Source organism: Roseibium sp. R5, from assembly GCF_055755305.1.
This window is the reverse complement of record NZ_CM146910.1, coordinates 3,483,442-3,510,030: the sequence shown is the minus strand read 5'-3', so window position 1 is coordinate 3,510,030 and position 26,589 is coordinate 3,483,442. Positions and strand designations below refer to the sequence as shown.

The window sequence follows — 26,589 nt, the reverse complement described above, 5'->3', positions numbered from 1 at the left end:
CCTTTAAAAGGTAAACTCTGCTGCTTGAGCAAAACCGGGAAGCAGCGCTGCCGATGCATTAAACGCAAATCGCCCGCTCACCACTTCGCCCGATTTCTGATACAGCTTGGCAACGCCTGCTCCGCCCTGGCCTTCGATGACAACAAGGCGGCCGTCGGACTTCAACTGTTTCAGCAAAGCCTCGGGCAGAACCTCAACCGCACCATCAATCAGAATAACGTCGTATGGGCCTTCCGCAGCGTAGCCATCCACCAGCGGACCTTCAACAACGACCGCGTTTTCAGTTCCGAGATCCACAAGGAGATCGCCAGCATCGCGGGCCAGTTCCGCGTTTTCTTCCAGAGCGACGACAGAAGCGGCCAGTTTTGCCGCGACCGCCGTGCTGTAGCCACTGCCGGCCCCAATCACGAGCACAATGTCGTCCGCACTGATTTGCGCCAGCTGGATCAGTTTTCCGAAGATATGCGGCTTCATCAAGTACCGGCCGGACCCGGAGGCACCGATGGGCAGGTCTTCATCGATGTAGGCCACTGTCCGCTTGGATGCAGGAACGAACCGTTCGCGCGGAACCACCTCCATTGCATCCAGGATCTGGTGATCCGTCACATCGTTGGTACGCAACTGGTTGTCCACCATCTTGCGGCGGGACTGGTTAAAGTCCGTCATATCGGCCCTCGCTTGAATTGCCGGCGTCCCGGCACCTCTTCGGCTGGTTCCATACCGAGGCAAACCCGCCCTGACAAGCACCAGATGCGGCTCTATCACCAAACCCTTTGAAATCCGGGAGAATTTTTACCGCTGACAATCAGTCATACAGACCTTTCCATGGGTGTCACAGTGGAAATGTCATCAGCCAATCAATCAGGACTTGACCTGCCGCGCCAAGTGTTTGATAAGGCGCGGCACACCACCGAGGGGCCCTGTGGCGGAGTGGTGACGCAGCGGATTGCAAATCCGTGTACACCGGTTCGATTCCGGTCGGGGCCTCCATTTTTCTTCGACAATTTTAAATTCTCAGGCCGGCCTTAATCACCGAGCGCAGATCCACGCGGCATCTGTCCTTGTGTTTTGAGTGTTCGCCATCCGGTTAACTTGAGTGCGCCGGAGCCACACGGGGGCTCTCACCGCAAATATCAATGCTGCTCTGCGCAATAATTCGTGCTTGACCCTTTGAAGCTTGCTCCCGCAAGCTGTTTAAATGAAAGAACCCAGCTTCAGCATCGGGGTTGAGGAAGAATATCTTCTGGTCGACCGCGCGAGCCGCAAAATCGCGAGCTCCCCGCCATCCGAATTGTTTTCTGCCTGCGAAACCGCACTGGAAGGCCGGGTTAGTCCGGAATTTCTTCAATGCCAGATCGAAGTTGGCACTCCGGTTTGCATGACGCTTGGCGAAGTGAAGGCAGAACTGGCTTATTTCCGCAAAACCATAGCCGATGAGGCCGCCCGGCATGGCCTGGCGCCTATTGCCGCCTCGACCCACCCCTTTGCGGAATGGACCGAGCAGCCACACACCGATAAGGAACGCTACAACGATCTGGCCAGGGTCATGCAGGTTGTCGCCAAGCGCCTCCTGATCTGCGGCATGCATGTTCATATCGGCATTGAAGATGCAGAGCTGCGCGTCGATCTTTTCAATCAACTGACCTACTTCCTGCCTCATCTTCTGGCGCTCAGCACATCTTCGCCTTTCTGGCGGGGCCGAAACACGGGACTTAAATCCTACCGGCTTTCGGTGTTCAACGAGCTGCCCCGCACCGGATTGCCGCCGCGATTTGAGAGCCATGAAGACTACCGCCACACCATCGACATGCTGGTTCAAGCTGGCGTCATCGAGGATGCGACCAAGATCTGGTGGGACCTTCGACCCTCCGACCGGTTTCCGACCCTTGAAATGCGGGTGACGGATGTTTGCCCGTGCGTTGAGGATGCCGTTGCCATTGCAGCGCTCTTCCGGTGCCTCTGCCGGATGCTCTACCGCCTGCGGCGCGCCAATCAGGGATGGCGGCACTATTCCAGGTTCCTGCTCGCGGAAAATCGCTGGCAGGCTCAGCGGCATGGCTCGGCTGCCAATTTGATCGACTTCGGCCAGAAGAAATCCATCGCATTCAAGGATCTGGTCGACGAAATCAGCGAGCTGGTGGCCCCAGATGCTGCGTTTTTTGGCTGTGAAGCGGAGATCGCCCACATCCGGACGATTGCAGAGCGCGGTACATCAGCGGATCGACAGCTGGCACTTGCAGGAGACATGTCGGAAGACAGCCTGATCGACCGATCGAAACTGGAGGCCGTTGTGGATCAGCTGGTCCATGAAACGCAGCATGGCCTTGCCGAAATACCTGTGTCAGCAAAAGCCGTATGATGCTGATCTGATCTTCCGGGACCAGAAGCCTTAGCTTGGGTCGTCCTTGGATGGCGGTGTTCCGTGCGCTTTCAGATGAAAAAAGTCACGCGATCCGGTCAGAACCAAGGCAAATTCATCGATTTCAGACACGACCGCATCTGCAGAACGCGCAAGGCCTGATTTCGGTTTCATGCTTCGATGCGCCTCAATCAGTGCCGAACGGGCACTTCCCAGTGATTGCAGTAACTTATCCCGGTCAAAATCCAATGGAGACCGGGTTCGCCTTGGGTGAGACATGGTCAATTCTATCCTGCGCACAGCCAAATGTTCTTATTTTGTTCTATTTTCAGCCATGCGCCGCCGCGTGTCAATATAAAGCAAAGCTATTTTACGTCATGCCAATACCGGTCCGAGATCGCTCTGTGCCGGTCGGATAAATAAGGATTGGGGATCTCCAGAACGGTCAAATCGTTTTGCCGGATATGGTCCAATACCCGCTGTATGCGTGGATGGCGCTCGAAAAGCTGCATGAACGCACCGGTCTCGTAAGCCCGCTCCAGTCCGCGTTCGATCAGATCTGCAAGAGCACGGTTGTCTTTTTGTACGTAGAAGAAAAACCCGAAGCGGTATTTCACCAGCAGATTGTTATCGACGGTGAGGTTTGGATAGATCGCATCGAAATTCGCTCGTTCCGCATGAGCTTCATGGACACCGAGATTAAAGACGTTCGTACGGCCCACCGACAGCATCCGCCAGATGTTTTTCCACTCTGCCGGCAGAACCTTGAACCCGGCTGCCCTGAAAATATCCGTGTCCGGCCAGCCGAATCCTGAGCCAATTACAGCATAGTCGCGAAACTCGTCGAGGGTCTTAATCAGCGCCAGGCGATCCAGCTGATCTTTGCGGGTCACAAATATGCGGTGCCCGAGCAAGCCACGGCTCAAGGGGATGTCGATCTGCTCAAAACGCTGTTCGCGTTCCGGCGATCCGCCGCTGTAAAATACATCGAAGTTAGAACGACCCTGCTCGAACTCGATCAACACGCGCTCCTGCGTCGTATCACCGAGCGAAACCACCTTAAGGACGGCATCCTCTCCGGAATGCTCCAAGGCCAGTTTTAGCAAGGAAACTTCATACCGGTCATCGCCATCATCATAATGTTCGATCCCCAGCCGCACGATCTGCTGTGCCTGAACACCCGCACTTGCAGTTATCCAGATCATCAGAACCAAGACCAGCACAGCACGTGATCCGAACATTGCGTCTCCCTTGACTGGAACTCAATTGGCAAAACACACAGGAATTCGTATCGCGATCTGCAAACCTTGGCGACTTGGCCAAATCGACAATGTCTTTTTCCCACGCATAAGACCCCTGCTTTGTCTCATGTGCCGTTTCTACCGCAACCTAGGTCGCGATCTGCCTGTACTTTTATCATTGATATCCGCTAGATAGCAGCCTTGGACAACAATGCGGCTTGCGCACTAAACAGGACTGACCGGGTCATGAAGCACGGCGGAGATTTGAGCGAAGCAATCGAGCGCTTTGGCGGGACACCTGACCAGTGGCTCGACTTGTCGACCGGAATCAATCCGCATGCCTATCCAGTCCCGGACCGATTTTCAGAGAAGGCCTGGACGTCCCTGCCGGCACAATCAGCCCAGGATCAGCTTATTGGCGCCGCACGCCAGGCCTATGCAGTCCCGGATCATCTTGGACTTGCCGCAGGTCCCGGTACGCAGTTGCTCTTGTCAGTGTTGCCGCAGCTTCTGCCCCAAGGCCCAGTTGCGCTCGCAGCCCCGACTTACACCAGCCATGCGGACGTCTGGACACGGGACGACCGCAAACCAGTCGAGCTGTCCAGCATTTATGCCCTACCGGCCGATGCGAAAATCGTTCTGCTCGTCAATCCGAACAATCCCGACGGTCAACTTGTTGATGTCAAAAGCCTTCTGGAGATCGCCCGAACTTTGACGGAGCGCGGTGGGTACCTCGTGGTGGACGAAGCCTTTGCCGATGTCATGCCCGGTTCAAGTCTTCTGCCGCATATTGGTGATGAAAACATTCTGATCTTGCGCTCCTTCGGCAAGTTCTTTGGTCTGGCCGGACTGCGCCTCGGTTTCCTGGCGGGACCAACGCCGATGACCGCAAAGGTCTCCGCCCTTCTGGAAAGCTGGTGCCTCAGCGGCCCGGCCCTCGAGCTCGGCGCCACTGCGCTGAAAGACCAAGCCTGGCAGAAATCCATGAGCCGCCAACTGGCCGACGAAATGGCCGATCTCACACTGGCGCTGCAACAGAACATGTTGAGCGTTTTTGGCGGCACCCCGCTTTACGCGCTTGCAGGGACAAGATCTGCTGCCAAGCTGCATGACGCGCTCGCCAAACAGCGGATCTGGACCCGGATCTTCGACTATGCACCAACCTGGATCCGCTTTGGCCTGCCGGGTGGCACTGAAAACCTGACACGCCTGACCGACGCGCTTGCAGCGGCTCAAAAAGACCTCTAACCAACACTCATGCTGCTTTATGAAAATGCGCTTTGGCTGCTTCTCGCCGCCCTGATCCTCGACGGGATAATAGGCGATCCGGACTGGCTCTGGCGCCGTCTGCCCCATCCGGTGGTTTGGATTGGCAAGGTTATTTCAGCGCTTGATAAAACGCTGAACCGCGAAAACTGGCGCGCTCCGACCCGCCGCTTCACCGGGATCGTAACCTTGTTGATCTTGTTGATCGGCGGTCTTGCACTAGGCGTCTTGTTTCAGAAATGGGCAGCCCCGATCCCTTTCGGTGAACTCCTGATCGTGATCATCGCGGCGGTTTTGATCGCTCAAAAAAGCCTTTATGAGCACGTTGCTGCGGTCAGAGACGGCTTGCAAAACAACGGTCTTGCCGGTGGCCGGCAGGCCGTCGCCATGATTGTCGGCCGGGACCCGAACACCTTGGATGAGGCGGGCGTCTCCCGCGCTGCGATCGAATCCTGCGCCGAGAATTTCTCCGACGGTATTGTCGCGCCGGTTTTCTGGTTTGCCGTTCTGGGGTTGCCGGGCCTGATCGCCTACAAAGCGGTGAACACCGCAGACAGCATGATCGGCCACAAGAACGAAATGTATTCTGATTTCGGCTGGGCATCTGCCCGGTTCGATGACTTGATCAATCTTCCTGCCTCCCGTTTGTCGGGTGTGTTCCTGGCGCTTGCCGCGCCACTTGCCGGCGGATCCGTCCGAAAGAGTATTTCGATCATGGTTCAGGATGCGAAACAGCACCGCTCCCCCAATGCCGGCTGGCCGGAAGCGGCAATGGCCGGGGCGCTTGGTTTGGCGTTGGCCGGCCCAAGGACCTATCCTGGATACACGGTCGATGATCCCTACATGAATGCAGACGGGCGCCGCGACGCAACGGCTGATGACATCTCACGCGGCATCAAGGTTCTTGTCGGCGCGTATGGTATCGAAGCCGCGCTTGTTCTGTTTCTGGCTGTCCTTTTCCTGATTTGAGAGACAAAACCATGCTCCCCTTTTCTGCTGCCGCTGATCGCAACAAGGACGTCATTCTGGAGACCTTACGGCCCTTTCTGGCGAACCGGACAAAGGTTCTGGAGATCGGCAGCGGCAACGGCCAGCACGCAGTTCACGTGACGAACGCCTTACCGCACATCACCTGGCAATGCAGTGATTTGCCGGACAACGTCCCGGGCATCACTGAAAGGCTGAAACAGGACGGCAACGACCGGACACCGGCCCCGCTCGCACTCGACGTCGCTGCGCCGCCATGGCCCTTGCCAGCCCCGGACGGATCGGAGGCCTTTGACGCAATCTTCACCGCCAACACATTGCACATAATGTCATTTGAGCATGTGGAGCAGTGTTTCACCCGCGCCGGGGAAGTGCTGAGCACAAAGAACGGCGCTCTGTGCGTCTACGGACCGCTCAAGTACGGCGGCGAATTTACTACCGACAGCAATGCCGCCTTTGATGTCCAACTGAAAAGCTGGAACCCGGTCAGTGGCATCCGCGATTTCGAAGCGCTCGACGCCCTTGCCCAAAAAGCCGGTCTGAAATTCACCGCCGATCATGCCATGCCGGCGAACAATCAGATGGTGGTCTGGGAGCGGGGCTGAGGACGATATTTAGTACCCGACTGCCCGATTTGCTCGCAGCGCTTCATATCGTTCGGCAAGCAGCGCGGACACTCAAAACCGCCTTAATTTCAGGACGAAGTTAGACAATCTACGTGCTCCAACGAACAGGAACACTCCAATCCCCAGCGTGAACAATCCGTTGCCAAGCTCCGGGTTTGCCAGAACAGCCGAAGCCGGTTGAGAGGCCATATAAAACTTTATCAAGACGGCATTGAACAGGGATTGCAGACCACGAACTGTGAAGTAGAGACCAATAACAACAATCCCGATCTGCAGCATGTTTTCAGAAGGGACCTGATCCGGCTCTGCCTTCGGATCAGGTATTTTCAAACCGCGTAGAACAATTTGCGGAAAGAAAAACAGCAGACCAGCTATGAGCAGACCGCCACCGGCGGCACCAAGCGAGACAAACTGAAAGGCCTGATTGGAGTTTGCGGCGAAATAGATCAAACTCAACAAAGTGCTCAGGTTGCTGACCAGCAAAAAAACCGCAAAAAGCCTGACCAACACAGCCCCAAGATACTTCATAAGAACCCCAAAAAATCGATCTTCGGATCTATCGGTTGTTTGCGATAGCCAAAATCGCCTCGGTATCCAGAACACCCTCCAAATGTTTCGCCAGATCATCAAGCACCGCGTCGATCTGGTGCTCGTAGGCAAGGTCGGACACCGCTCCGAAGCCTCTTAGATAGGCTTTTCGAAAATCATCATCGGTGAAAAGGCCATGCAAATAGGTCCCGGCAATACGGCCATCTGATGATTGTGCCCCATCCAGTTTCGGCGCTCCGCCCGCGTCGCGGATGTGGAGGTATGGCCGCGCGCAATCAGGCCCGGATGTGCGGCCGATATGGATCTCGTATCCTTTGACACTGGCGCCGCTGGCAAGATGCTTGCCCTCGGCCTCGACGAGCGATTTATCCGGCGTCAGCACCGTTTCGACATCAAGAAGCCCAAGCCCTTCAACACTTCCGGCCGTTCCCTCGATGCCATCGGGGTCGGAGATGGATTTGCCGAGCATCTGGTAACCGCCGCATATCCCGAGAACATGGCCGCCCCGGCGCACGTGAGCCACCAGATCAATGTCCCAGCCTTGTTTCCGGAAGAAGGCCAGATCGCCGATGGTTGATTTCGATCCGGGCAGAAGAACGAGATCTGCATCTCCCGGCAAGGGCGTTCCAGGTCTGATCAGCTCTAGCGAAACATCCGGCTCCATCCGAAGCGGGTCGAGATCATCGAAATTGGCAATCCGGGAAATCACCGGAACGACGATCTTGATCTTGCCGCTGCCCGCGCCGCTTGCAAGATCGAGCGCATCTTCTGCCGGCAGTTTGCTGGCATCTGCAAACCACGGCACCACGCCGAGGCCCTGCCAGCCGGTGCGCTGGGCGATCTCGCGCATGCCGTCGTCAAAGAGGCTCGGATCGCCGCGAAACCGATTGATGAAGAACGCCTTGATGCGGTCCTGCTCGGACGGCTCCAGCACTGCGTGGGTGCCGACCACCGAGGCAATCACACCGCCCCGGTCAATGTCAGCGCATAGGACAACAGGCAGGTCAGCTGCTTCCGCAAAGCCCATGTTGGCGATGTCGCCTGCCCGAAGGTTGATTTCGGCAGGGCTGCCCGCGCCTTCCACGATGACCAAATCGGCGTCAGATTGAAGTTTTGAGAAGCTTTCCAGAACCTTCGGCAAAAGCTCTGCTTTCTGCTTGCCATATTCGCGGGCGCGCATGGTGCCGAAGCGCTTACCCTGAACGATGATCTGCGCGCCGGTATCCGTTTCCGGCTTCAGGAGAACCGGATTCATATGCACCGTGAGAGGCACGCGACAGCCCATCGCCTGCAGGGCCTGAGCCCGGCCGATCTCACCGCCGTCGAAGGTGACAGCGGCATTGTTGGACATGTTTTGCGGCTTGAACGGGCGGACAGTCATGCCGCGGTTGGCAAAGAGGCGGCACAGCCCGGCAACTATCAAGCTCTTGCCGACATTGGACCCGGTCCCCTGGATCATCAGAGCCGGTGTGCGGCGGCCAGTGCTGTGTGTCATCGGCTTACCGGCTCATCAACCGGCGGCGCGCCATATGGCCGGAATTCTTTTGGCACCGGGAGATTGGCGAGTTTCAGTTCCAGAAGGAGCCGGATGGTTGGCCGGACACCAAAAAGGATCGAGCCGATCAGAAACAACCAGGTTCCGGCATAAAGCAGGCTCTCGTAGAAGAAGAAAATGCTGCCGATCACGAACATGAGCGCTGCCAGAAACTCCACGATCGTCCGGTAAAGTTCGTACTTGCGCACGATCTCTGCATGGTCCGGGGACGCGCTGCGAATGTTATGATCAAACAGCTTGCTCATTTCAAAGGCCCTTTTTGAAACACCGGAAGGTCATGTCCAACTGGGTTTTTGTCTCTCCGGTTTCAGCATATCCAAGGGATTTATAAAAGCGCTCTGCCGTGAGGGTGCTGGAGAGACGAGCCTCATCCAGACCGCGGTCTCGAAACGTGTCTTCAAGCGCCCGCATCAAGGTTTTGCTCACTCCGGTCAAACGCGCATCCGGCAACACATACATCAAGGGGATGTGTCCCGAGGGTGTCCCCATCGCAAAGCCGAGAATGCGTTTGTCCTGATTCTGGACGACAAACGCTGCCCCCGGACCATCGATCCAGCTTTCCACGTTCGCGGCAGTTTTGTTTTTCAGCCAGGCTTTGTAGCGATCCGGATTGTCGCCATGGTCAAGCCCGCAGAGCTCAATAATGGACGCGCGCAGCAGCAGCGCGATCTCGTGAGAATCCGCGCTGCTGGCGCGTGCAACTGTGTAAGGCATCGTTTGGTCTTAGAACTCAATGCCTTCTTGCGGCTTCACGCCGGACCGGAACGGATGCTTGACCTGCGTCATGTCCGTCACAAGGTCGGCCACCTCCAGCAGTTCGTCCTTGGCGTTCCGCCCGGTGATGATCACATGAACGTCTTCCGGCTTTTCATTCTTGAGGAAATCGACGACCTCGTTGATGTCGAGATAGTCGTAGCGCAGCACGATGTTGAGTTCATCACACAGGATCAAACGGAAATCTCCGGAGCGGATCATGTCCTTAGCAGCGTCCCAGGCCTGTTGAGCCGCGTCGATGTCCCTTTGCCTGTCCTGGGTTTCCCAGGTGAACCCTTCCCCCATGCGCTTGATGGTCACCAGATCGTCGAACCGTTCCAAGGCCATACGTTCGCCGGTCTCGATCCGGCCTTTCACGAACTGGACAACGCCCACCTTGTGACCATGACCGAGCGAGCGAAACACCATGCCGAACCCGGCCGTCGACTTGCCCTTGCCCTTGCCGGTGTGAACGATCACAAGGCCTTTTTCGATGGTCTTGGTCGCCATGATCTTATCGCGCGCGGCTTTTTTCTTGCGCATTTTTTCCGCATGGCGCGCGTTGAGTTCGTCTTCCGTAAGCTCGGGTTTATCCGTATCGGCGGTCATGGTGTGTCTCCCGATTATTGTGTTTTGTTCAAATCATTCAGTGCAGCATGGGTCGAATTGCGGCGCGGTGTCCAGAGGCCGCGATCCAGCGCTTCTTGAAACCGTGCCAGCATCTCCTGGTAGCCTGCCGGATTTGCGTCTTGAAGAAAGTCGCGCACGACTTCATCGTCCAGATAAGCCTCGTAAAGCTGATCAAAATGATGATCGCCAACTGCCCTGGTCGTTGCGGCAAACGCAAAGAGATAGTCGAGCGTTGCCACCATCTCGAACGCACCCTTATAGCCGTGACGCATCACGCCCTTGATCCATTTCGGATTGGCGGCCCGGCCGCGCACGACACGGCCGATTTCCTCCGACAAGGAACGCACCACCGGACGCTCGGGGCGCGAGTGGTCGTTGTGATAGATCTTTGGGGCGTCACCTTTTAGGTGCTCGACTGTTGCCGCAAGACCGCCTTCGAACTGATAATAGTCATCGCTGTCGAGAAGGTCGTGCTCGCGGTTATCCTGATTGTGCAGAACCGCATCCACGGAAGCCAACCGGCCTTCCAGCTCGCCGCGGGCCTGATCACCGGACGCACCGCCGCCATAGGCATAGCCGCCCCAGGTCAGGAAAGCTTCGGCAAAATCACCGCGCTCATCCCAGATGCCTTCATCGATCAGCGCTTGTAGGCCGGCCCCATAGGCCCCGGGCTTAGAGCCAAACACCCGGAACCCGGCCCGGCGCTGGGCCTCATCTGGCGACAGGCCAGCAGCAGTCAACTTGGCAGATTCCTGTTTCATGCGAGCGGCAACGGGATTGGCATCCTCAGGTTCTTCCAGTTGACCGACGGCCCGCACGGCGCTGTCAAAAAGGTCCATCTGATGCGGGAAAGCATCCCGGAAAAAGCCCGAAACCCTTAGAGTCACGTCGATCCGCGGGCGTCCGAGTTCCGACAATTTCAAGATTTCAAAGCCTGTGACGCGGCCAGAGGCAGCCTCCCAGACCGGTTTGACGCCAATCAGCGCCAGTGCTTGCGCGATATCATCGCCGCCCGTGCGCATGTTGGCCGTGCCCCAGCAGGTCAAAACCAGCGATGCTGGCCACTCGCCTTCTTCCTGAAAATACCGCTCGGCCACCAGCGAGGCCGATTGCTGGCCAAGACGCCAGGCTGTTTCTGTTGGAACAGCACGCACATCGACGGAATAAAAGTTCTTGCCCGTCGGCAAGACATCCGGCCGGCCACGAGACGGTGCACCGGAAGGCCCCGGTTTCACGAACCCGCCATTCAGCGCGGTCAAGACTGCGTCCAGCTCCGACCGTCCGGAACCGGTCACCGCCGGACGGATCCGTTCTTCGATTTCGGCGAGCACCGCCTGCACCGCAGGCCAGCCTGACGGCGAGACTATATCGCCCGCGATAATTTGTTGTGCGAGCAGTTCAAGCCGCTCAACCGTATCGCCATTTGAGCGCCATGGCGCATCAGAGAGACTTTCCAGAACATCCGGCTTTGGTCCGATCCAAGGTGCTGCAAAATCACAATTGAGCGGGTCAAATGCGGCAAAGCCCAAGTCCTCTGAAAGCGCTCGCTGCAAGCTGTTTTGCCCTGCCTCACCGCCACGCGGGACCCGCACCAGCGCAGACAGCAGATCGGTGAGGAGATCGCCTTCCGGGCTCTCGCCCAAAATATGTAAGCCGTCGCGGATTTGAAGTTCTTTCAGATCACACAAATGTGCATCAAGTCGGGCAAGACGGGTGTCTTCATCCATCTCGTCGGTGATGCCAATGTCCTTGTCGAGACCGTGCCTGCTGGCCGCATCCAGGATGTCCCGGGTCAACGCCTTAAGACGCCGAGGATCGACACCGCTTGCGAGGTAGTATTCATCAAGCAGGGTCTCCAGCTCTTCGGCAACACCATGGCTTTCGGCCCGCGTGAGCGGCGGTGTCAGGTGGTCAACGATTACAGCGGATGTGCGGCGCTTCGCCTGCGCCCCCTCACCCGGATCATTGACGATAAACGGATAAATGTTCGGCATTGGGCCAAGCACGGCCTCCGGGAAGCAGCCTTCAGACAGAGCCAACGCCTTGCCAGGCAGCCATTCGAGATTTCCGTGCTTGCCGAGATGGATCACCGCATCAGCGCCAAACTCCCGGCGTAGCCAGATATAGAACGCAAAATAGTGGTGCGGCGGCACCAGATCCGGATCGTGGTAAGTCTCTTTGGGATCAATGTTGTAGCCACGTGCGGGCTGGATGCCGACGACCTGATTGCCGAACCGATGCAACGCCAGCCGGAACGCACCGTCGATCACATGAGGATCGTCTTGCGGCTTGCCCCATCGATTTTCAACGGCTCTGCGGACAGCCTCCGGCAGTTTGGCAAATTCGGCGGTATAAGCGGTAAGTGACAGCCGCTCATAGCTCGCCTTCTCCTGCCTTTCCGCAAGGGCGTTGGTCACGCCGGACGTCAATACATCCATCAGGTCCGCCGACGTTTCCGGGGCGTCGCCGACATCATATCCGACCTTCTTCATGGCTTTGAGCACGGACACGCAGGAGGCTGGCGTGTCAAGGCCGACCCCATTGGCAAGACGACCATCCTTGTTCGGATAATTTGCCAGGATCAACGCGGTCTTCTTGTCTTTTACTGCAACCCGGCCAAGACCAGCCCAATTGGCCGTCAAGTCGGCCACGAACCGCATGCGATCCGGCACGGGGGTGAATTTCACGGGCGTTGATTGCGTCGCGGCGTCAAAAACCCCTTCTTCCTTGAAAGATACGGCCCGGGTCAACAACCGCCCGTCAATTTCCGGCAACACCACATGCATTGCAAGATCGCGGATCGACAGGCCTTGGTCACTCTCCTCCCAGCCCTCTTTGGATGAAGACGAGAACACCACCTGGAGAACAGGCTTGCCCCATTTGTCGAGCGGCGTCGGCTGGTGGTCGATCCCGGCCTTGGAAACAGCAAAAGCAGTCCCGTTCAAAATCACATCTGGTTTTGCCTCTTCAAACAACGCGTCCAGAACAGCGATGGATTCCGCTTCCTTGAGGCTGGAGACAAAGACCGGCAGCGCATTGACTCCGGTCTCTGCGAGTGCGGATACCAAAGCATCAACAGGCGCGGTCTGGGATCCTTGCACCAGAGCCCGGTAAAAGGTGATCGCAGCGACGGGAGCCTTCGGGTCTGCCCAGGTTGATCTCAACGTTCCCAGACCCGGCGCGGTATGACCGGGCAGATAAATACCGGCTCTTGGCAGAGGAACCGCATGCGCAGGCTCTTCAGTAAGCCCGATCAGATGACCGGCATACCGCAATGCGTTGGCGTAGTTCTCAGGTCCGCCTTCAACGAAGTAGCGCCACATCTGACGCACATCCTCCGTGCCGCGCGTCGAATGGCTTGTGAGAGCGTCATCCCATTTGTCGTCCCCGGGTATGACGACAAGATCGATGCCGCTGGCGCGGGCCTCTTCTACAAACCTCTCCAACCCATAGCGCCAGTATTCGACACCACCGAGGACACGCAAGATCACAATCCGGGATCCGCGAACCGTCTGCTCTGCATAAAGATCAACCGAATAGGGATGCGACAGCGCCATCAGGTTCGCAAGGCGGAGGCTTGGCGTATCCGTTCCCAAGCCAGACTGCGCCGATGCCAGACTTCCAAGCTCGGTATCGGCCGCGGACAAAAACAGGATATCGGCAGGCTGCTGGCCGAGGTCGACAGCATCCCCCCCGTCATCGATCCGGCGCGTCTGGCTTGCGAGAATATGCATCTGGATGTTTTCTCGTTCTTATGTCATCTCATGGATAGACCATGAGACCCGCCTACACTTTTCAGGGCGAAAAGGCTTTCAATGAACTGCCGGACAACGCCCGGCAGTTCCGGCATTTGAGGTCGCCTGAAATCACTCAGCCGCTTCCGCAAGACCCGATAACGCGCCTCGAACGGCGCCCAAATCGAAGCCCTTAAGCCCGATCACCACCAGCTTGCCGGCACTCTCCGCACCTGATGCAAACCAGGTCTCAACCCTCGGGCCCACCGCCTGCACCATGGCCGGCGCGGCCTTGCCATCCACCTGAACGGCCCCCTTGATACGAAGAACACCTTTCAATGCCATGGCCTGAAGCACCTGCGCCTCAGCTTCCTTCAGCGAAGCAAAGATCGGCGCCTCGATCACATGGCTTTCAAAGTCATCGTGGTGATGATGATCATGATGGTGGTCGTGGTCGTGATCGTGATGATGATCATCGTGATCATGATGATGGTCATCATCATGGTGGTGATGGTGATGTTCATGTCGGGAGGCCATGTCATCCTCAGCAGCTGAGCCGCGGCCAAGCAGAACCTCGATCGGCAAAGTGCCTTTCTCAGATGCAACGATATGCACCGCTGGGCGGACCTCTGCTGCGATCTTTTCTTGAACGCCCGCAAGAATATCGCCCGCGACCAAATCGGCCTTGTTCAGCACCACAAGATCCGCGCAGCGCAGCTGATCATGGAAAAGCTCCTCAACAGGGCTCTCATGATCCAGCGCTTCATCCGCTGCGCGCTGGGCTTTCAGCGCGGCTTCATCCAGTGCGATCCGTCCTTCAGCAAGCGCGGCTGCATCCAGAACCGTGACAACACCGTCCACAGTGACTTTTGGCTTCACCGATGGCCACGAAAAAGCCCGGACCAGCGGCTGCGGTAATGCAAGACCGGATGTTTCGATGACGATGTGCTCCGGCGGGTTTTCGCGAGCGAGCAACATTTCCATGGTGGGCAGAAAGTCATCGGCGACCGTGCAGCAAATGCATCCGTTGGTCAGCTCCACCACTTCTTCTGCCGAACAGCTCGGGTCCGCGCATCCATTCACAAGCGAGCCGTCAAATCCCATATCGCCGAATTCATTGACGATAAGCGCAATCCGCTTGCCGCCGGCATTTTGCAATAGGTTGCGGATCAGGGTCGTTTTTCCCGCGCCAAGAAAACCGGTCACGATGGTTGCCGGGATTTTTTGACCCGGCTTAAGCGTTGAAGAAGTCACAATCCGATCTCCGGTTGATGTGAAGGTTTGAGAAGAAGCGGCTGTCCAGCAGCGACAAACACGACCTGATGGCACGCCGATGCGATATCCTGGTTCAAACGGCCTTGCGCGTCCCGGAACGACCGCGACAGGCGGTTCTCCGGCACGATCCCCATGCCGACTTCGTTGGAGACAAACACACACGGCCCGGCAAGACCCTTGGTGGCTTCAATCAAACGCGCCGTTTCCGCAGCTATGTCCTTGTCGGAAAACATCAGGTTGGACAGCCAAAGGGTCAGGCAATCAACGAGGATAACCCTGTGCGCGGCATTTTCGCGGCTCAGCACCCCGGCGAGATCCAGCTGCTCTTCAATTGTAATCCAGGAACACCCGCGTTGATCCTTGTGACTGGCAATACGGTCCGCCATCTCGTCATCGAGAGCGGCACCCGTTGCAACATACACCCTTTCCAGGCTGCTTCGAGCTGCAAGCCTTTCTGCAAAGGTGCTTTTTCCGGACCGGGCCCCGCCGAAAACGAGGGTAGACCGGCCATGGTCAGACTGCGTCACATGTGTCTCCCAGCCGTCCGCCCGACAGCCTTGCGGTTAAACTCTATCGACGGCCGGTCTCCTGGCTCGCGGTTCCTTATGACCAGCACCCCTTCCCGGTCACATTGAGAACGATGCTCAAAGATCTCCAGTGGGTCATGTGCCAGCACTCGCCGCTCACAGTTGCGGGGGCAGCTCCGGATCAATCCTCAATGAGGACTTACCGAATTCCCGTTTCATCCGGGCTGGATCACTCCAGCGCCAGAACCGTCTGTTTCCTTCCTAGCTGGAACCAACAGCCCGCACAAGCCAGAGTGTTTAAGGCGGCAAGTCTTCTTAGTCGTATGTTTGACCGCAAATTGCCACGACCGGTTGGAAAACGCAGCGTTTTGAGTTCCGTCTTGGCGGCAATGCGGAAATACGACCGGCGAAGCGCACCTGTTAAAAACCGATAGACACAACTAGGCATCTGAAAAATTTATAGTTTTCCACATACCTGACGAAAAAATAACGATGGAATGAAAAAAACGCATTTCAGGGCTTGGCAAATGGATAAGGGCTGCGTTATACGCATCTCCATCGACGGGGGCGGTCACGCACTGCCCCGGCACGGTGATCCCTGATAGCTCAGTTGGTAGAGCAAGCGACTGTTAATCGCTGGGTCGTAGGTTCGAGTCCTACTCAGGGAGCCACTCTTTTTCCTAAAAAACATGCAATTGATCAGATCTACGCACAATCGGTCATCTGGCGCGTCCGCGATTGAGTCTTGAGCATTCGAAAACGCAAAAATCAAGGACTGACGGAAACCGCCAGCCCCGCCCTGTCATGGACTGCCGTCGATCAGTCCAGGTTCACTTTGTACTCAGCTTTCAATTCCGCGACCTTGTCAGAGTTTTCGGACATCCAAGAATTAAAGTCCGCAATCAACTCCGGCTTTGTTGTCGTGCTGGCATAATAGTAGTCGCGGGTATGCTTGAGATCCGAATCGAACGAGAGCGCATTCGGCTGCCCCATTTCCCCCAGTTGGTGCTGAATGACCGCTACGTTGGCATAAGCAGCATCGATACGGCTGTTTATGGCTTGTTTGATCAGACCATCCAGGGACTTCACTTCCGACAACTCAGCGGCTCCGGAGGAGGTCAGATCGATCCAGGACCACGGCGTAAAGCCGCGCACAGTACCCAATTTCTTGACCGACCCCATTCCTTTACCGACATTGCCTGGCGTCACAGAGACCCCATCGATGTATTCGACCACCTTGTCGGAGTAGACCACCGGCTTGCCATCCTTCAAATCCGCGGACCAATAGGCATTGTCCGGGTATTTGATATCGACTGTTCCTTCGACCAGGTTTTCCATCAAGCGCTTGATCGGATACGCCTCATATTTCAGCGTGTGTCCGTTATCCGACGCCCATGCATCCAGCAGCGCCCGTCCAAAACCACCATACTCCCCGCCTTCCATGGTGTAATGCGGGTAGTAGGTTAGATCTTCAACGCCAACAATTACAGTATCTGCCAGTGCTGCAGATGAAAGTGAAACACCTCCAACCAAAACAGCATGAATTGATAGTAATTTTACGAATGACTTAAGATCTGCGTATTTCATGTTCCCTTACCTTTCTTGGCAAATTATCTGGAACTTGGTCTCACAACGTAATTGAGAACCCAATGAATTACGCATTTATTAATTCATATTTGGAAACAACTTTAAATTCCTTCTCGTAATTTTTGATAATCGCTCCAGAAAGACAAAAAAATTGGATAGGACGACACACCTTAACCTTCCGCAGAGGCAAGAGTGATCAATGCTCATATTCATCTAACTCAGAAAGAAGCCTGCCGGTTTTTTGCTCAAAAACAGGCCTTTTTTCGTTGCCAATATGCAACAGACTCGATAGCCCGCAGTTTTTATCCGCAATACTTACAATGAAGATAACATCACGTCAGCGTGATTTTTCTTGCACTGAGGCGATTAAGACACACTTATTAACGGAAAGTAGCCAGAAACAAGCAGTTTTGTGATGTTTATTACACCCATTCACCAGATTGTGGTGCGATAATGGCAAAATAGTGGCTGCGCATACAGGGGCGCTTTCACGCTAAAAGACGAAAAACAAAAGGAATTTGGTCAAGAAGTCCAAAACGGACCAGGATCACAAGGCCCCAAAGCGCGGTAAATTGAGTTGTATTAGCCTTGGGAGGCGATCATGCAACGGAATACCAAAGCAGGAGCGTTTGCGCTTGGCCTCATCCTCGCGTTTGCGGGAAGCGCGGCAGCCAGTCCTTTGCCGCAAGAAACGATTACTCTGCCAGAAGACAGCCTTGAGGTAACAGTCGCCTCTGCGAGCCTGGATCAAAAAGATCCGCTTGAGAGCGAACTGACCATATGGGTCGGAGAAGTGAACTTGAACGGCCGCGATGTCGTTTGGGTTGAACTGATCGATTCCTATGGTGAAGTGATTTACGATTCCGAAGTCAGCACAAACGAAACCCATCTGTTGCCGGATGGACGCGCGGTCGTGGTCAATGCGCTGGATCCGCAGACTATGGTTGCGGAGAAGGATGAATCCCGCCTCGTGACCGAAGGGGCACTTGTTGTGACCCGGCGGGTCATCAACGATGGTGGCAACGCTGCGGCGGTTGAATTGATCGAAACATCGGACGAACCCGTTCGGAAGGGCACGATGCTCGAAATCGCCGACTTCGGCCAAACAGTTTGGGAACGCGTTGTTGCATTCTTCAACGCTGCCACAAGTCAGGTAAAGGTCGCATGGACCTGGCTGGTCGACACGCTTCAAGCCTGATCGCCATAGTCCCCGCGAACAGGTTGATGCGGTCCGCTCGTGAGAGCGGGCCGCGCCCCCTTGGCCACGCAACAGTGACCCGACCTACACTCTTTGAAAGTCTGCGCCGCGAACCGCGGCGGGTTGTCTCTTCATTTTCAACACACCTTTGCCTCGAATTGAATTTTCATAGGAAATTCATTGCCCTGCGTGATCCGCACTTTAAACTCCCCCGTAGACGGTCTTGAATAGCAACTGACCAACCGACTGGGCTTCCCAACGCTGGGATTTAGGCGGCCCTGCCAAGCCAAAGGATTTAACATGCGGATTGCCGTCATCGGCTCGGGTATTTCCGGAAACAGTGCTGCATGGGCACTTAACAGCCACCAAGATGTTGTTCTCTACGAGAAAAGAGACCGTCCAGGTGGCCACAGCGCAACGGCCGATATCGACTACGACGGCACCCCGATGAGCGTCGATACAGGCTTCATTGTCTATAACGAGCTCAACTATCCGAACTTCACAGCCCTACTGGATCATCTGGGTGTTGCAACCGAGATCAGCGACATGAGCTTTTCGCTGTCAGCGGATCGCGGCAAACTGGAGTGGTGTGGCGACGGGCTGAACGCCGTTTTCGCGCAACGCAAGAACATCGTCTCGCCGCGGTTCCTGAAGATGCTCCGGGACATCTTCCGCTTTAACAAACAAGCCGTCGCGGACTTGAACTCAGGTCGGCTTGCGGGCCAAACGCTTGGTGGCTATCTGGAGGCGGAGCGCTATTCCAGCGGTTTCATCAACGACTACCTGCTTGCAATGGGGGCTGCCATCTGGTCGACCCCGATTAACGAGATGCGCGCCTACCCGGCCGAGAGCTTCGTGGCGTTCTTCGACAATCACCGTCTCCTGTCCTTCGACCGTCAGCTGTGGCGGACGGTCTCCGGTGGCAGCCGCAACTACGTGAAGAAACTGACTGAGCCGTTTGCGAACAAGATGCGTCTTGGAAGCCCCGTTGCGGAAATCCTCAGAACAGATGGAAAAGTCGTTGTTCGTGATGAGACGGGTCATACCGATACATTCGATCACGTCATCCTGGCCAGCCATACGGATCAAAGCCTTGCCATGCTCGGCGATCCAAGCGCGGAAGAGCGGGAAATACTGAGCGCAATCCGGTACCGCCCGAACGAGGTATATCTGCACCGGGACGAAAGCCTGATGCCCAAGAAGAAAAAGGTTTGGGCATCCTGGAACTACATGTCGGACCGTGAAGCGGGTGAAACACGCGATGTGACAGTGTCCTATTGGATGAACCGGCTGCAGAACCTTGACCGCTCCAAGCCGGTCTTTGTCACGCTCAATCCGTTTCAGGCACCGAGCGAAGACAAGACTTTCGCCAAATACATCTATGACCACCCGCAATTTGACGCCAAAGCCCTGGCGGCCAAGCAGCAGCTCAGCAAGATCCAGGGTGTGAACAATACCTGGTATTGCGGCGCATGGAACGGTCATGGCTTCCACGAGGACGGATTGTCATCCGGTCTCAACGTGGCCAAGGCACTGGGTGCTGTCCTGCCGTGGGAGCGTGAGCGTCAAGAGCCTGTTATGCTGGAAGCCGCTGAATGACACCCGCACCTGCCACAAACAGGATGTCGGACAATGGCCCCGCGCCGGAAGCTGCGGCAGCGCTTTACAATGGCGCTGTCATGCACCAGCGCATGAAACCAAAACAGCACCGGTTCTCTTATGACGTTTTCAATCTTCTGATCGATATCGATCGGTTGAAAGAAGCTTCAAGATTGAGTTGGATGTTGTCGGTCAACCGGTTCAACCTTCTCTCGTTTCATGAAAAAGATCATGGGCCGCGAGACGGAAGCTCGTTGAGAGAACACATCGACAGCTTGCTGGAGAAAGAGGGTTTGGATCGGGCCTACCGGGTTATGCTGCTCGCCTATCCCCGGCTTTTGGGGTATGGGTTCAATCCGCTCAGCGTCTATTATGCATATGACAAGGACGATCGGCTGACCGCACTCGTCTATGAGGTCCGCAACACCTTCGGCGGTCTTCATACCTATGTCGGGCCGGTGCGTGACGGGCAGATCAGTGATGCCGGTGTTCGCCAGGATCAGCGTAAAGAGTTTTACGTGTCGCCGTTTATCAGCATGCAGCAGCACTATCACTTTCGAATGCTGCCGCCGGGCAATACGGTGCGGGTCCGGATCCTGGAGACGGACGACACAGGTCCATTGTTGTCAGCAACCTTTTCCGGCACGCAGGAGCCCTTGACCACATGGTCTTTGATGCGCGCTTTTGCACGGGTTCCGCTTTTGACCTTCAAGGTGATGGCCGCCATTCATTGGCAAGCCTTTAAAATCTGGCGCAAGCGTGTACCATTTCATCCGCGGCCTGCGAATGATGGTAGGGACGACGGCGCGGGCCGGAGCACAGCTTCGGAACTTTGGCAAGAAACAACAAACAACATTTCAAGGGGTTCGGCATGAATGGGCCTATTGTGTTGTCCGAGGACAATCTCCGCACGCAACTCAAAGGAACGCCGCGGCTTGCGCGCATGGCGGCAAACCTGGCAGTCAAGATCCGCTATGGAACGCTCGACATCACTTTCCCGGACGGGCGTATGTTCCGGATCAATGGGACGGAACCTGGGCCAGACGGGGTTCTGAAAATCCATAACTGGAAATTTTTCACCATGGCTGTGAAAGGCGGTGATGTTGGTGTCGGTGAAGCCTTCATGGCCGGCTATTGGTCATCTCCGGATGTCACGACCTTCTTAGAGATTTTCGCGCTCAATCAGGCGTCCACTTTGGAGGCCTTGCGTGGTCGCCCGCTGACCCGTCTGTTGTTGTCGCTCCGTCATTGGCTCAACGCAAACACAAAGAGTGGGTCCAAGCGCAACATCTCGGCACACTACGATCTAGGAAATGCGTTCTATCAGGAGTGGCTCGACCCGTCGATGACCTACTCCTCTGCAATCTTCAGCAATGAAACCAACAGCCTGGAACAAGCGCAAGCTGAGAAATACGCGTCACTGGTCCGGCAGACCGGGATCGAACCTGGACACTCCGTTCTGGAAATCGGCTGCGGTTGGGGCGGCTTTGCAGAGCACGTCGCCAAAACAGTCGGGGCAAACGTCCGAGGCCTGACAATCTCTCGCGAGCAGTATGATTACGCCAGAGAACGGATCTTCAAGGCCGGCCTTAATGAGAAAGTCGAAATCGTCTTCCAAGACTACCGCGACGAAAAAGGTGTTTATGATCGGATTGCCTCGATCGAAATGTTCGAGGCTGTCGGGGAAAAATACTGGCCGACCTACTTTGAGAAAGTGTCGGACTGCCTAAAGCCGGGCGGCAAGGCGGGTCTCCAGATCATCACGATCCAGGATCAGATGTTCGAGGACTACCGATCGGGCACCGACTTTATTCAACGCTACATTTTCCCAGGCGGCATGCTTCCGCCTCCCGGAAAACTGGCAGAGATCGGCAAATCCCTTGGCCTTGATCTGAAAGATCAAAAAATCTTCGGGCAGGATTACGCGCGGACGCTTTTGGAATGGCGGCAACGTTTCCGCACCGCCTGGCCGCAAATCCGTCCGATGGGTTTTGACGAACGTTTCAAACGGCTGTGGGAGTTCTATCTGCACTACTGCGAAGCCGGTTTCCGCGCAGGCAACATCGACGTCAGGCAGCTGGTTTATGAAAAGGCGACCTGACTCGGTCTGTTGAGCCTACTTAAAAACCAAACAAGCGGTGCAGCTCCATGCTGCACCGCTTGTTTGCATTCATAGGCGTTTTCGCTGGTTGCCGCCCTAATCAGAAATCAGGTCATCATTGCCAAAGGTAGCCCTTCAATATAGCCGTGTTGGCAAAGGGGCTTACCGATCGATGTCCGGCGGCTTACGCCTTTCCCTTCTGATCCCATCCGGTCGTTTTGCGGACCAGTTTGTAATAGAGATTAAACGGTAAGAACTCGATCGCTTTCAACTGACGAACAAACGCCTTTGGAAACGAGATCTCAAAGTGCTTCCGGTCCTGAAGTCCATCGATGATCCCCCTGACAGCCTCTTGAGGTGAAATCAGGTGCGGCATCGGGAACGGATTTGATTTGGTGGCGGGTGTGTCGACAAATCCCGGGCTGATGACTTGCAGACGAATTCCGGCCCGCTCGAGATCAAACCGAAGGCTTTCCGCGAAATTGAACAGCGCGGCTTTGCTGGCGCCATAGGCAGCAGAGGTTGGAAGACCGCGATAACCTGCGACAGATGACACGATAGCGATCTGCCCCTGCCCTGCCGCCTTCATCACATTGATAGCCGGCAGAACGACATTCACCGTGCCCATCAGGTTCACGTCGAACGTTTTCCGGTAGGCTTCCGGGTCGCCGTCGAGGCCATCTTGAGGCAGATAGATCCCAGCGTTTGCAACGACCATAGCAAGCCCGTGTTCAGCCGCGATAGACGCGCAGTGCGCCGCCATTAGTGCGGTATCGCTGACATCGCCGGCATAGACCACAATGGAACCAGAAAATTCGGATGCGGCGTCCTTAAGCTCCGCCAAGGCATCTTCAGAGCGCGCTGTGACGGCCACCGTCCAACCGGCTCGCGCCATCTCCAACGCCAGTTCCCGGCCAATGCCAGAACTTGCGCCAGTAATCCAAACAGCCCCGTCGGACGGGGCTGCTACGTAACTAACTATGGACAATGATGTCTCCTCAAGTCTCTGCTATTTATACGCAAAGACAGGAGCAATGGTTTGCTTATCCGCGCATGAAAGGTGCAAACCAGCGGCCGACCGGCCCGGTCAGCTCCAAACGCCCAGCGGTCACTGCAAAGCAAATGCAATCATCGCCGTCATCTGCAATCGGGCGATGATCCACGTCGTCATCGGCGAAAGCAACATCGCCAGTCACATAATGACCATCGGTGTCCTTGAAACCGCCCTGGAGAACCAGGGTGAGTTCAGTCCCGTGGTGGGTATGTGACGGCATTGCACGTCCTGCCCGAACCCAGATAAGGCTGGCATCGCATCCATCAATCTCGCCGAGTTTGCATTCTTTCACGCCAGGAAGAAGTGTTTTCCAGGCAACGCTCTCCATGGATGGGCCGATAATCGAGCGGAGCGATTCAGGAACACGGCTATCACTCTCACAGGAGCGCTTAGATGCTAGATCCCGGATTGGCTCATCACTCTCAAAAATCGCGGCCAAGGCAGAATCGCGATCTGCAAATTCAACGGGATCGCTATCAGCTAACCCCGTGCTGGCAAGCGTCTCAAGAGAATGGACATAGCCCCGGTTCTGGCCGCTCAATTCCAAGTGAGCACCAATCAGAGCTTGAGCCGGATACGTAAGTGTTCCGGCTGCGTATCCAGCCAACAACTCATCCATTCCGGTCACGTGCTTTTCCATCTCGTATCTCATGCTTACCTTTTGCTTCCAGAGTACACTTCGCCTACGGCTTGATTCAGCATCTGGATCATTTGCAAAACTAAATAAGCCGAATTTTCCTTGGGATCTAGGGGATCTGAAGAACAACTCAGCCAGTACTTTTAATGAAAACGCTTACAGCGCCAAAAATATCGATTTTTATGTGTAGCAATCCGCAGTTAAAGACTTACATTGCTTGCTTGATAAGACCTATCGGTGCCATTAGCGTCGGCGCTGAACGCATGATGAAATCTATGGAACAGCGCCCCGCTGTCCACTCTGTCGGGATCAATTGAATGTCTGTGTCCGCATCTGTCGTCGATGCCATCGGCAATACGCCGCTTATCCGCCTTAAGGGCCTGTCCGAAGAAACCGGTTGTGAGTTTTTCGGCAAGGCCGAGTTCATGAACCCGGGACAATCCGTCAAGGACCGCCCGGCTCGTCAGATGATCCTGGAAGCCGAAGCTCGCGGCGATCTGAAGCCCGGCGGTGTCATCGTTGAAGGGACAGCAGGGAACACCGGCATCGGCCTTGCGCTGGTTGCAAGTGCACGCGGATATCGGACCGTTATCGTTATTCCGGAAACCCAGACCCAGGAAAAGAAGGATATGCTGCGCATGTGCGGCGCAGAGCTTCTCGAAGTTCCAGCAAAACCCTTCAAAGATCCGAACAATTACCAGCACGTGGCGCGCCGCCTTGCTGAAGAAATGGCCAAGACCGAACCAAATGGTGTTCTCTTCGCCGACCAATGGAACAATCTGGATAATCGCAAAGCCCACTATCTGACAACGGGCCCGGAAATCCTTGCTCAGACCGACGGCAAGATTGACGGGTTTATCTGTGCTGTCGGCTCCGGCGGAACGCTTGCCGGCGTCTCCACGTATCTGCGCGAGCAAAAGCCGGGCATTACCATTGGATGCGCCGACCCGCTGGGCGCGGGCATGTACCACCTCTTTAAAGATGGCGAAGCAAAGGCCACCGACGGCGGATCGATTGCAGAAGGCATTGGACTTGGCCGCTCAACGGTGATTGTCGGCGATATCAAGGTCGATCATCCATATTCAATCCCGGATGAAGAAGCGCTGCCGCTTGTCTTTGATCTTGCCGAAAACGAAGGACTGCTGCTCGGCGGCTCGTCTGCGATCAACCTTGCTGGCGCACGGCGCTTGGCGAAGGAAATGGGTCCGGGCCACACGATCGTGACCATCCTCTGTGACCATGGCACCCGCAGCCAGTCAAAACTCTATAATCCTGAGTTCCTGCGGGCCAAGAACTTGCCGGTGCCCGGTTGGCTTGAGCGGACAGTCGACCTGAAACCGCCCTTCGCATAACTTCCAATGAGGAGGAGACCGAGCCAGTCCAATCATGTCGACCCATGATCCTGCACTTCAAACCGGCATTGCCGATACAAGGCGCGTGATCCAGGATGCTGCCACGGACATAACCGTCGTTGATATGGTGGCAAACAACCTGGGTCTGGTCGCAGGTGCGCTTGCGGTTGTTTACATCACAGCGATTATTTGTGCGGTTCGCGAGATTATGTACTCGCGCACCTCACAAGGTTCGGTTGCCTGGCTCCTGTCTCTGTTTTTCATCCCATATGTCACTGTCCCGCTGTATTTTGTGTTCGGCTGGCGGTCCTTTTCCGACTACGCGAAAATTCAAATTACACTTGGCCGCAGCGAACGAGCGCGCCGGGCCGATGAACTTGGTCTCACAGACCACGACGAAACGCGGGATTGGCCCGTGCTTTCCCGTGTTGCCGGCGTGCCGTTTCTTGCAGGCAACACTTCCGAACTTCTGATCGACGGCGACGCAACCTTCACAGCGATCAAGGACGGGATCGCCCGGGCCGAAAGCGTCATCTTCTTTCAGTTCTTTGCAATACACGATGATGCCCTTGGCCGGGAAATGGCCGATGCGCTGATCGCGCGGGCCAAGGACGGGGTGGAGATTTACTTCCTCTATGATGATGTCGGGAGCCACTCGCTCTCCAACAAATACATCGAACGCCTGACGGACGCGGGTATCAAGGTTTGCGGCTTCAACGAAAACCACAAATTCCTAAGGGTTTTAGGGCCAATGCGGCTCAACTATCGAAATCACAGAAAACTGGTGGTGATCGATTACCGCGAAGCATTTGTCGGCGGCCATAACGTTGCGGATCAATATGTCGGGCGGAGCAAACGGTTTGGCCGATGGCGCGACACCCATGTGAGGATCGAAGGACCGGCAGCGGTCGCCTGCGCCTTATCATTTGTGGAAGACTGGCTCTGGGCGAGCGGCAATCACATCGATCTGCCGCAGGTGAGCGAAATTCCCATGCCGGGCGATGAGTCTGTGCTGGTGATGCCGACAGGTCCAGCTGACAAGTTGGAAGAATGCGCAATTGCTTTTGTTGAAGCCGCAGCGCAGGCAAAACACAGACTTTGGATCACAACACCTTATCTGGTGCCGTCTTTGGATGTGCAAACGGCACTTGCCGCAGCCGCAATGCGCGGGGTCGATGTCCGCATTCTCCTACCGGAAAAACGCGACCACTGGACAGTCTGGCTCGCCAGCCATGCCTATGAGGATACCCTCGTCCAGCGAGGCGTAAAGATCTACCGGTACACGGACGGCTTCCTCCATCAGAAGGTGACCCTGCTTGACGATGATCTTGTGTCCATCGGCACGGTGAATTTCGACAACAGGTCCTTCCAGATCAACTTTGAACTCACGCTCTGGTTCACCCATGAACGGCTGATTACAAAGGTGGAGAAGATGCTTGAAGAAGATTTCGCGCATTCCCGCCTCACCTGGCCGGATGCGTTCCAATCGCGCAGTTACATTTTCCAGGTTTTCGCCCAAGGCGCCCGGCTGCTGTCCCCGATCCTTTAAAGGCAAGCGC

Annotated in this window: 24 protein-coding genes, 2 tRNA genes and 1 riboswitch; of the genes, 12 read left to right on the top strand and 14 right to left on the bottom strand. The window is 55.9% G+C overall.

Features of this window, described 5'->3' with window-relative positions; translation table 11 throughout:
- Positions 1-3: 3 nt before the first annotated feature.
- Positions 4-666, bottom strand: coding sequence for a protein-L-isoaspartate O-methyltransferase family protein (locus tag AC0J4F_RS16520; protein ID WP_133947179.1), 663 nt, complete (start codon positions 664-666; stop codon positions 4-6).
- 250 nt (positions 667-916) lie between these two features.
- Between AC0J4F_RS16520 and AC0J4F_RS16515 the strand changes: the two genes are divergently transcribed.
- Positions 917-990 (top strand) — tRNA-Cys (locus AC0J4F_RS16515).
- A 208-nt stretch (positions 991-1,198) separates the two neighbouring features.
- Positions 1,199-2,359 carry a carboxylate-amine ligase gene (locus tag AC0J4F_RS16510; protein ID WP_420337526.1) on the top strand — a complete coding sequence of 387 codons (1,161 nt, stop codon included), beginning with the start codon at positions 1,199-1,201 and terminating at the stop codon, positions 2,357-2,359.
- Between the two features lie 30 nt (positions 2,360-2,389).
- On the opposite strand, the gene AC0J4F_RS16505 is transcribed toward AC0J4F_RS16510, so the two are convergent.
- Entirely contained in the window at positions 2,390-2,533 is a 144-nt protein-coding gene (locus AC0J4F_RS16505) for a hypothetical protein (protein WP_209002201.1), read from the bottom strand.
- 191 nt (positions 2,534-2,724) lie between these two features.
- On the bottom strand, positions 2,725-3,600 hold the full coding sequence (locus AC0J4F_RS16500; RefSeq protein ID WP_473024059.1) for a hypothetical protein: 876 nt from the start codon (positions 3,598-3,600) through the stop codon (positions 2,725-2,727).
- A gap of 246 nt (positions 3,601-3,846) precedes the next feature.
- On the opposite strand from AC0J4F_RS16500, the gene cobD reads away from it, so the two are divergent.
- The 3 genes from cobD to AC0J4F_RS16485 are packed head-to-tail and all read left to right on the top strand — an operon-like array spanning position 3,847 to position 6,458.
- Positions 3,847-4,848, top strand: coding sequence for a threonine-phosphate decarboxylase CobD (gene cobD, locus AC0J4F_RS16495; RefSeq protein ID WP_473024058.1), 1,002 nt, complete (start codon positions 3,847-3,849; stop codon positions 4,846-4,848).
- A gap of 9 nt (positions 4,849-4,857) precedes the next feature.
- Positions 4,858-5,835 carry an adenosylcobinamide-phosphate synthase CbiB gene (cbiB, locus tag AC0J4F_RS16490; protein ID WP_473024057.1) on the top strand — a complete coding sequence of 326 codons (978 nt, stop codon included), beginning with the start codon at positions 4,858-4,860 and terminating at the stop codon, positions 5,833-5,835.
- 11 nt (positions 5,836-5,846) lie between these two features.
- Positions 5,847-6,458: a DUF938 domain-containing protein gene (locus AC0J4F_RS16485; RefSeq protein ID WP_133947173.1), complete on the top strand. Its 612-nt coding sequence runs from the start codon at positions 5,847-5,849 to the stop codon at positions 6,456-6,458.
- A 72-nt stretch (positions 6,459-6,530) separates the two neighbouring features.
- Here the strand turns inward: AC0J4F_RS16485 and AC0J4F_RS16480 are convergent, their stop codons facing one another.
- The 8 genes from AC0J4F_RS16480 to cobU all read right to left on the bottom strand — a co-directional run bounded on the left by AC0J4F_RS16480 (position 6,531) and on the right by cobU (position 15,502).
- Entirely contained in the window at positions 6,531-6,935 is a 405-nt protein-coding gene (locus tag AC0J4F_RS16480; RefSeq protein ID WP_473024056.1) for a hypothetical protein, read from the bottom strand.
- 100 nt (positions 6,936-7,035) lie between these two features.
- Positions 7,036-8,523, bottom strand: coding sequence for a cobyric acid synthase (locus AC0J4F_RS16475; RefSeq protein ID WP_473024055.1), 1,488 nt, complete (start codon positions 8,521-8,523; stop codon positions 7,036-7,038).
- Positions 8,520-8,828 carry a YrhK family protein gene (locus tag AC0J4F_RS16470; RefSeq protein WP_420337519.1) on the bottom strand — a complete coding sequence of 103 codons (309 nt, stop codon included), beginning with the start codon at positions 8,826-8,828 and terminating at the stop codon, positions 8,520-8,522. The genes AC0J4F_RS16475 and AC0J4F_RS16470 overlap by 4 nt, the downstream gene beginning before the upstream one ends.
- Position 8,829: 1 nt before the next feature.
- A complete protein-coding gene (locus AC0J4F_RS16465; protein WP_420337518.1) occupies positions 8,830-9,297 on the bottom strand; it encodes a GNAT family N-acetyltransferase in 468 nt (155 codons plus the stop codon).
- Positions 9,298-9,306: 9 nt separating this feature from the next.
- Complete coding sequence (gene cobO / locus AC0J4F_RS16460; protein WP_209175329.1) at positions 9,307-9,945, bottom strand: cob(I)yrinic acid a,c-diamide adenosyltransferase; 639 nt, start codon at positions 9,943-9,945, stop codon at positions 9,307-9,309.
- A 14-nt stretch (positions 9,946-9,959) separates the two neighbouring features.
- Entirely contained in the window at positions 9,960-13,700 is a 3,741-nt protein-coding gene (cobN, locus tag AC0J4F_RS16455; RefSeq protein WP_473024054.1) for a cobaltochelatase subunit CobN, read from the bottom strand.
- Between the two features lie 132 nt (positions 13,701-13,832).
- Positions 13,833-14,954: a cobalamin biosynthesis protein CobW gene (gene cobW, locus AC0J4F_RS16450; RefSeq protein ID WP_473024053.1), complete on the bottom strand. Its 1,122-nt coding sequence runs from the start codon at positions 14,952-14,954 to the stop codon at positions 13,833-13,835.
- Positions 14,951-15,502 carry a bifunctional adenosylcobinamide kinase/adenosylcobinamide-phosphate guanylyltransferase gene (gene cobU / locus AC0J4F_RS16445; protein WP_473024052.1) on the bottom strand — a complete coding sequence of 184 codons (552 nt, stop codon included), beginning with the start codon at positions 15,500-15,502 and terminating at the stop codon, positions 14,951-14,953. The genes cobW and cobU overlap by 4 nt, the downstream gene beginning before the upstream one ends.
- A gap of 34 nt (positions 15,503-15,536) precedes the next feature.
- Positions 15,537-15,768, bottom strand: a riboswitch (cobalamin riboswitch).
- Positions 15,769-16,097: 329 nt separating this feature from the next.
- Here cobU and AC0J4F_RS16440 point away from each other — a divergent pair.
- A tRNA-Asn gene (locus tag AC0J4F_RS16440) sits at positions 16,098-16,173 on the top strand.
- 148 nt (positions 16,174-16,321) lie between these two features.
- On the opposite strand, the gene AC0J4F_RS16435 is transcribed toward AC0J4F_RS16440, so the two are convergent.
- Entirely contained in the window at positions 16,322-17,089 is a 768-nt protein-coding gene (locus AC0J4F_RS16435) for a hypothetical protein (RefSeq protein WP_473024051.1), read from the bottom strand.
- 601 nt (positions 17,090-17,690) lie between these two features.
- On the opposite strand from AC0J4F_RS16435, the gene AC0J4F_RS16430 reads away from it, so the two are divergent.
- The 4 genes from AC0J4F_RS16430 (at position 17,691) to AC0J4F_RS16415 (ending at position 21,987) form a co-directional block, all read left to right on the top strand.
- Entirely contained in the window at positions 17,691-18,287 is a 597-nt protein-coding gene (locus AC0J4F_RS16430) for a hypothetical protein (protein ID WP_133947163.1), read from the top strand.
- Positions 18,288-18,587: 300 nt separating this feature from the next.
- The gene (locus tag AC0J4F_RS16425; protein WP_473024050.1) at positions 18,588-19,886 is read left to right on the top strand and encodes an NAD(P)/FAD-dependent oxidoreductase; all 1,299 of its coding nucleotides are present in this window, start codon (positions 18,588-18,590) and stop codon (positions 19,884-19,886) included.
- A complete protein-coding gene (locus AC0J4F_RS16420; RefSeq protein ID WP_473024049.1) occupies positions 19,883-20,761 on the top strand; it encodes a DUF1365 domain-containing protein in 879 nt (292 codons plus the stop codon). Before AC0J4F_RS16425 ends, AC0J4F_RS16420 begins: the two co-directional genes overlap by 4 nt.
- Positions 20,758-21,987: a class I SAM-dependent methyltransferase gene (locus AC0J4F_RS16415; protein ID WP_473024048.1), complete on the top strand. Its 1,230-nt coding sequence runs from the start codon at positions 20,758-20,760 to the stop codon at positions 21,985-21,987. The genes AC0J4F_RS16420 and AC0J4F_RS16415 overlap by 4 nt, the downstream gene beginning before the upstream one ends.
- A gap of 184 nt (positions 21,988-22,171) precedes the next feature.
- Here AC0J4F_RS16415 and AC0J4F_RS16410 read toward each other — a convergent pair whose 3' ends face one another.
- Both AC0J4F_RS16410 and AC0J4F_RS16405 read right to left on the bottom strand, forming a co-directional pair.
- Entirely contained in the window at positions 22,172-22,969 is a 798-nt protein-coding gene (locus AC0J4F_RS16410; protein WP_473026440.1) for an SDR family NAD(P)-dependent oxidoreductase, read from the bottom strand.
- Between the two features lie 61 nt (positions 22,970-23,030).
- Complete coding sequence (locus AC0J4F_RS16405; protein WP_473024047.1) at positions 23,031-23,693, bottom strand: ChrR family anti-sigma-E factor; 663 nt, start codon at positions 23,691-23,693, stop codon at positions 23,031-23,033.
- 302 nt (positions 23,694-23,995) lie between these two features.
- Here AC0J4F_RS16405 and AC0J4F_RS16400 point away from each other — a divergent pair, with 302 nt between their 5' ends.
- Together AC0J4F_RS16400 and cls are read left to right on the top strand one after the other, a co-directional pair.
- Positions 23,996-25,030 carry a cysteine synthase A gene (locus AC0J4F_RS16400; RefSeq protein ID WP_473024046.1) on the top strand — a complete coding sequence of 345 codons (1,035 nt, stop codon included), beginning with the start codon at positions 23,996-23,998 and terminating at the stop codon, positions 25,028-25,030.
- 34 nt (positions 25,031-25,064) lie between these two features.
- Positions 25,065-26,579 (top strand): cardiolipin synthase, encoded by a 1,515-nt coding sequence (cls, locus tag AC0J4F_RS16395; RefSeq protein ID WP_473024045.1) that lies wholly within the window; start codon positions 25,065-25,067, stop codon positions 26,577-26,579.
- Positions 26,580-26,589: the final 10 nt, after the last annotated feature.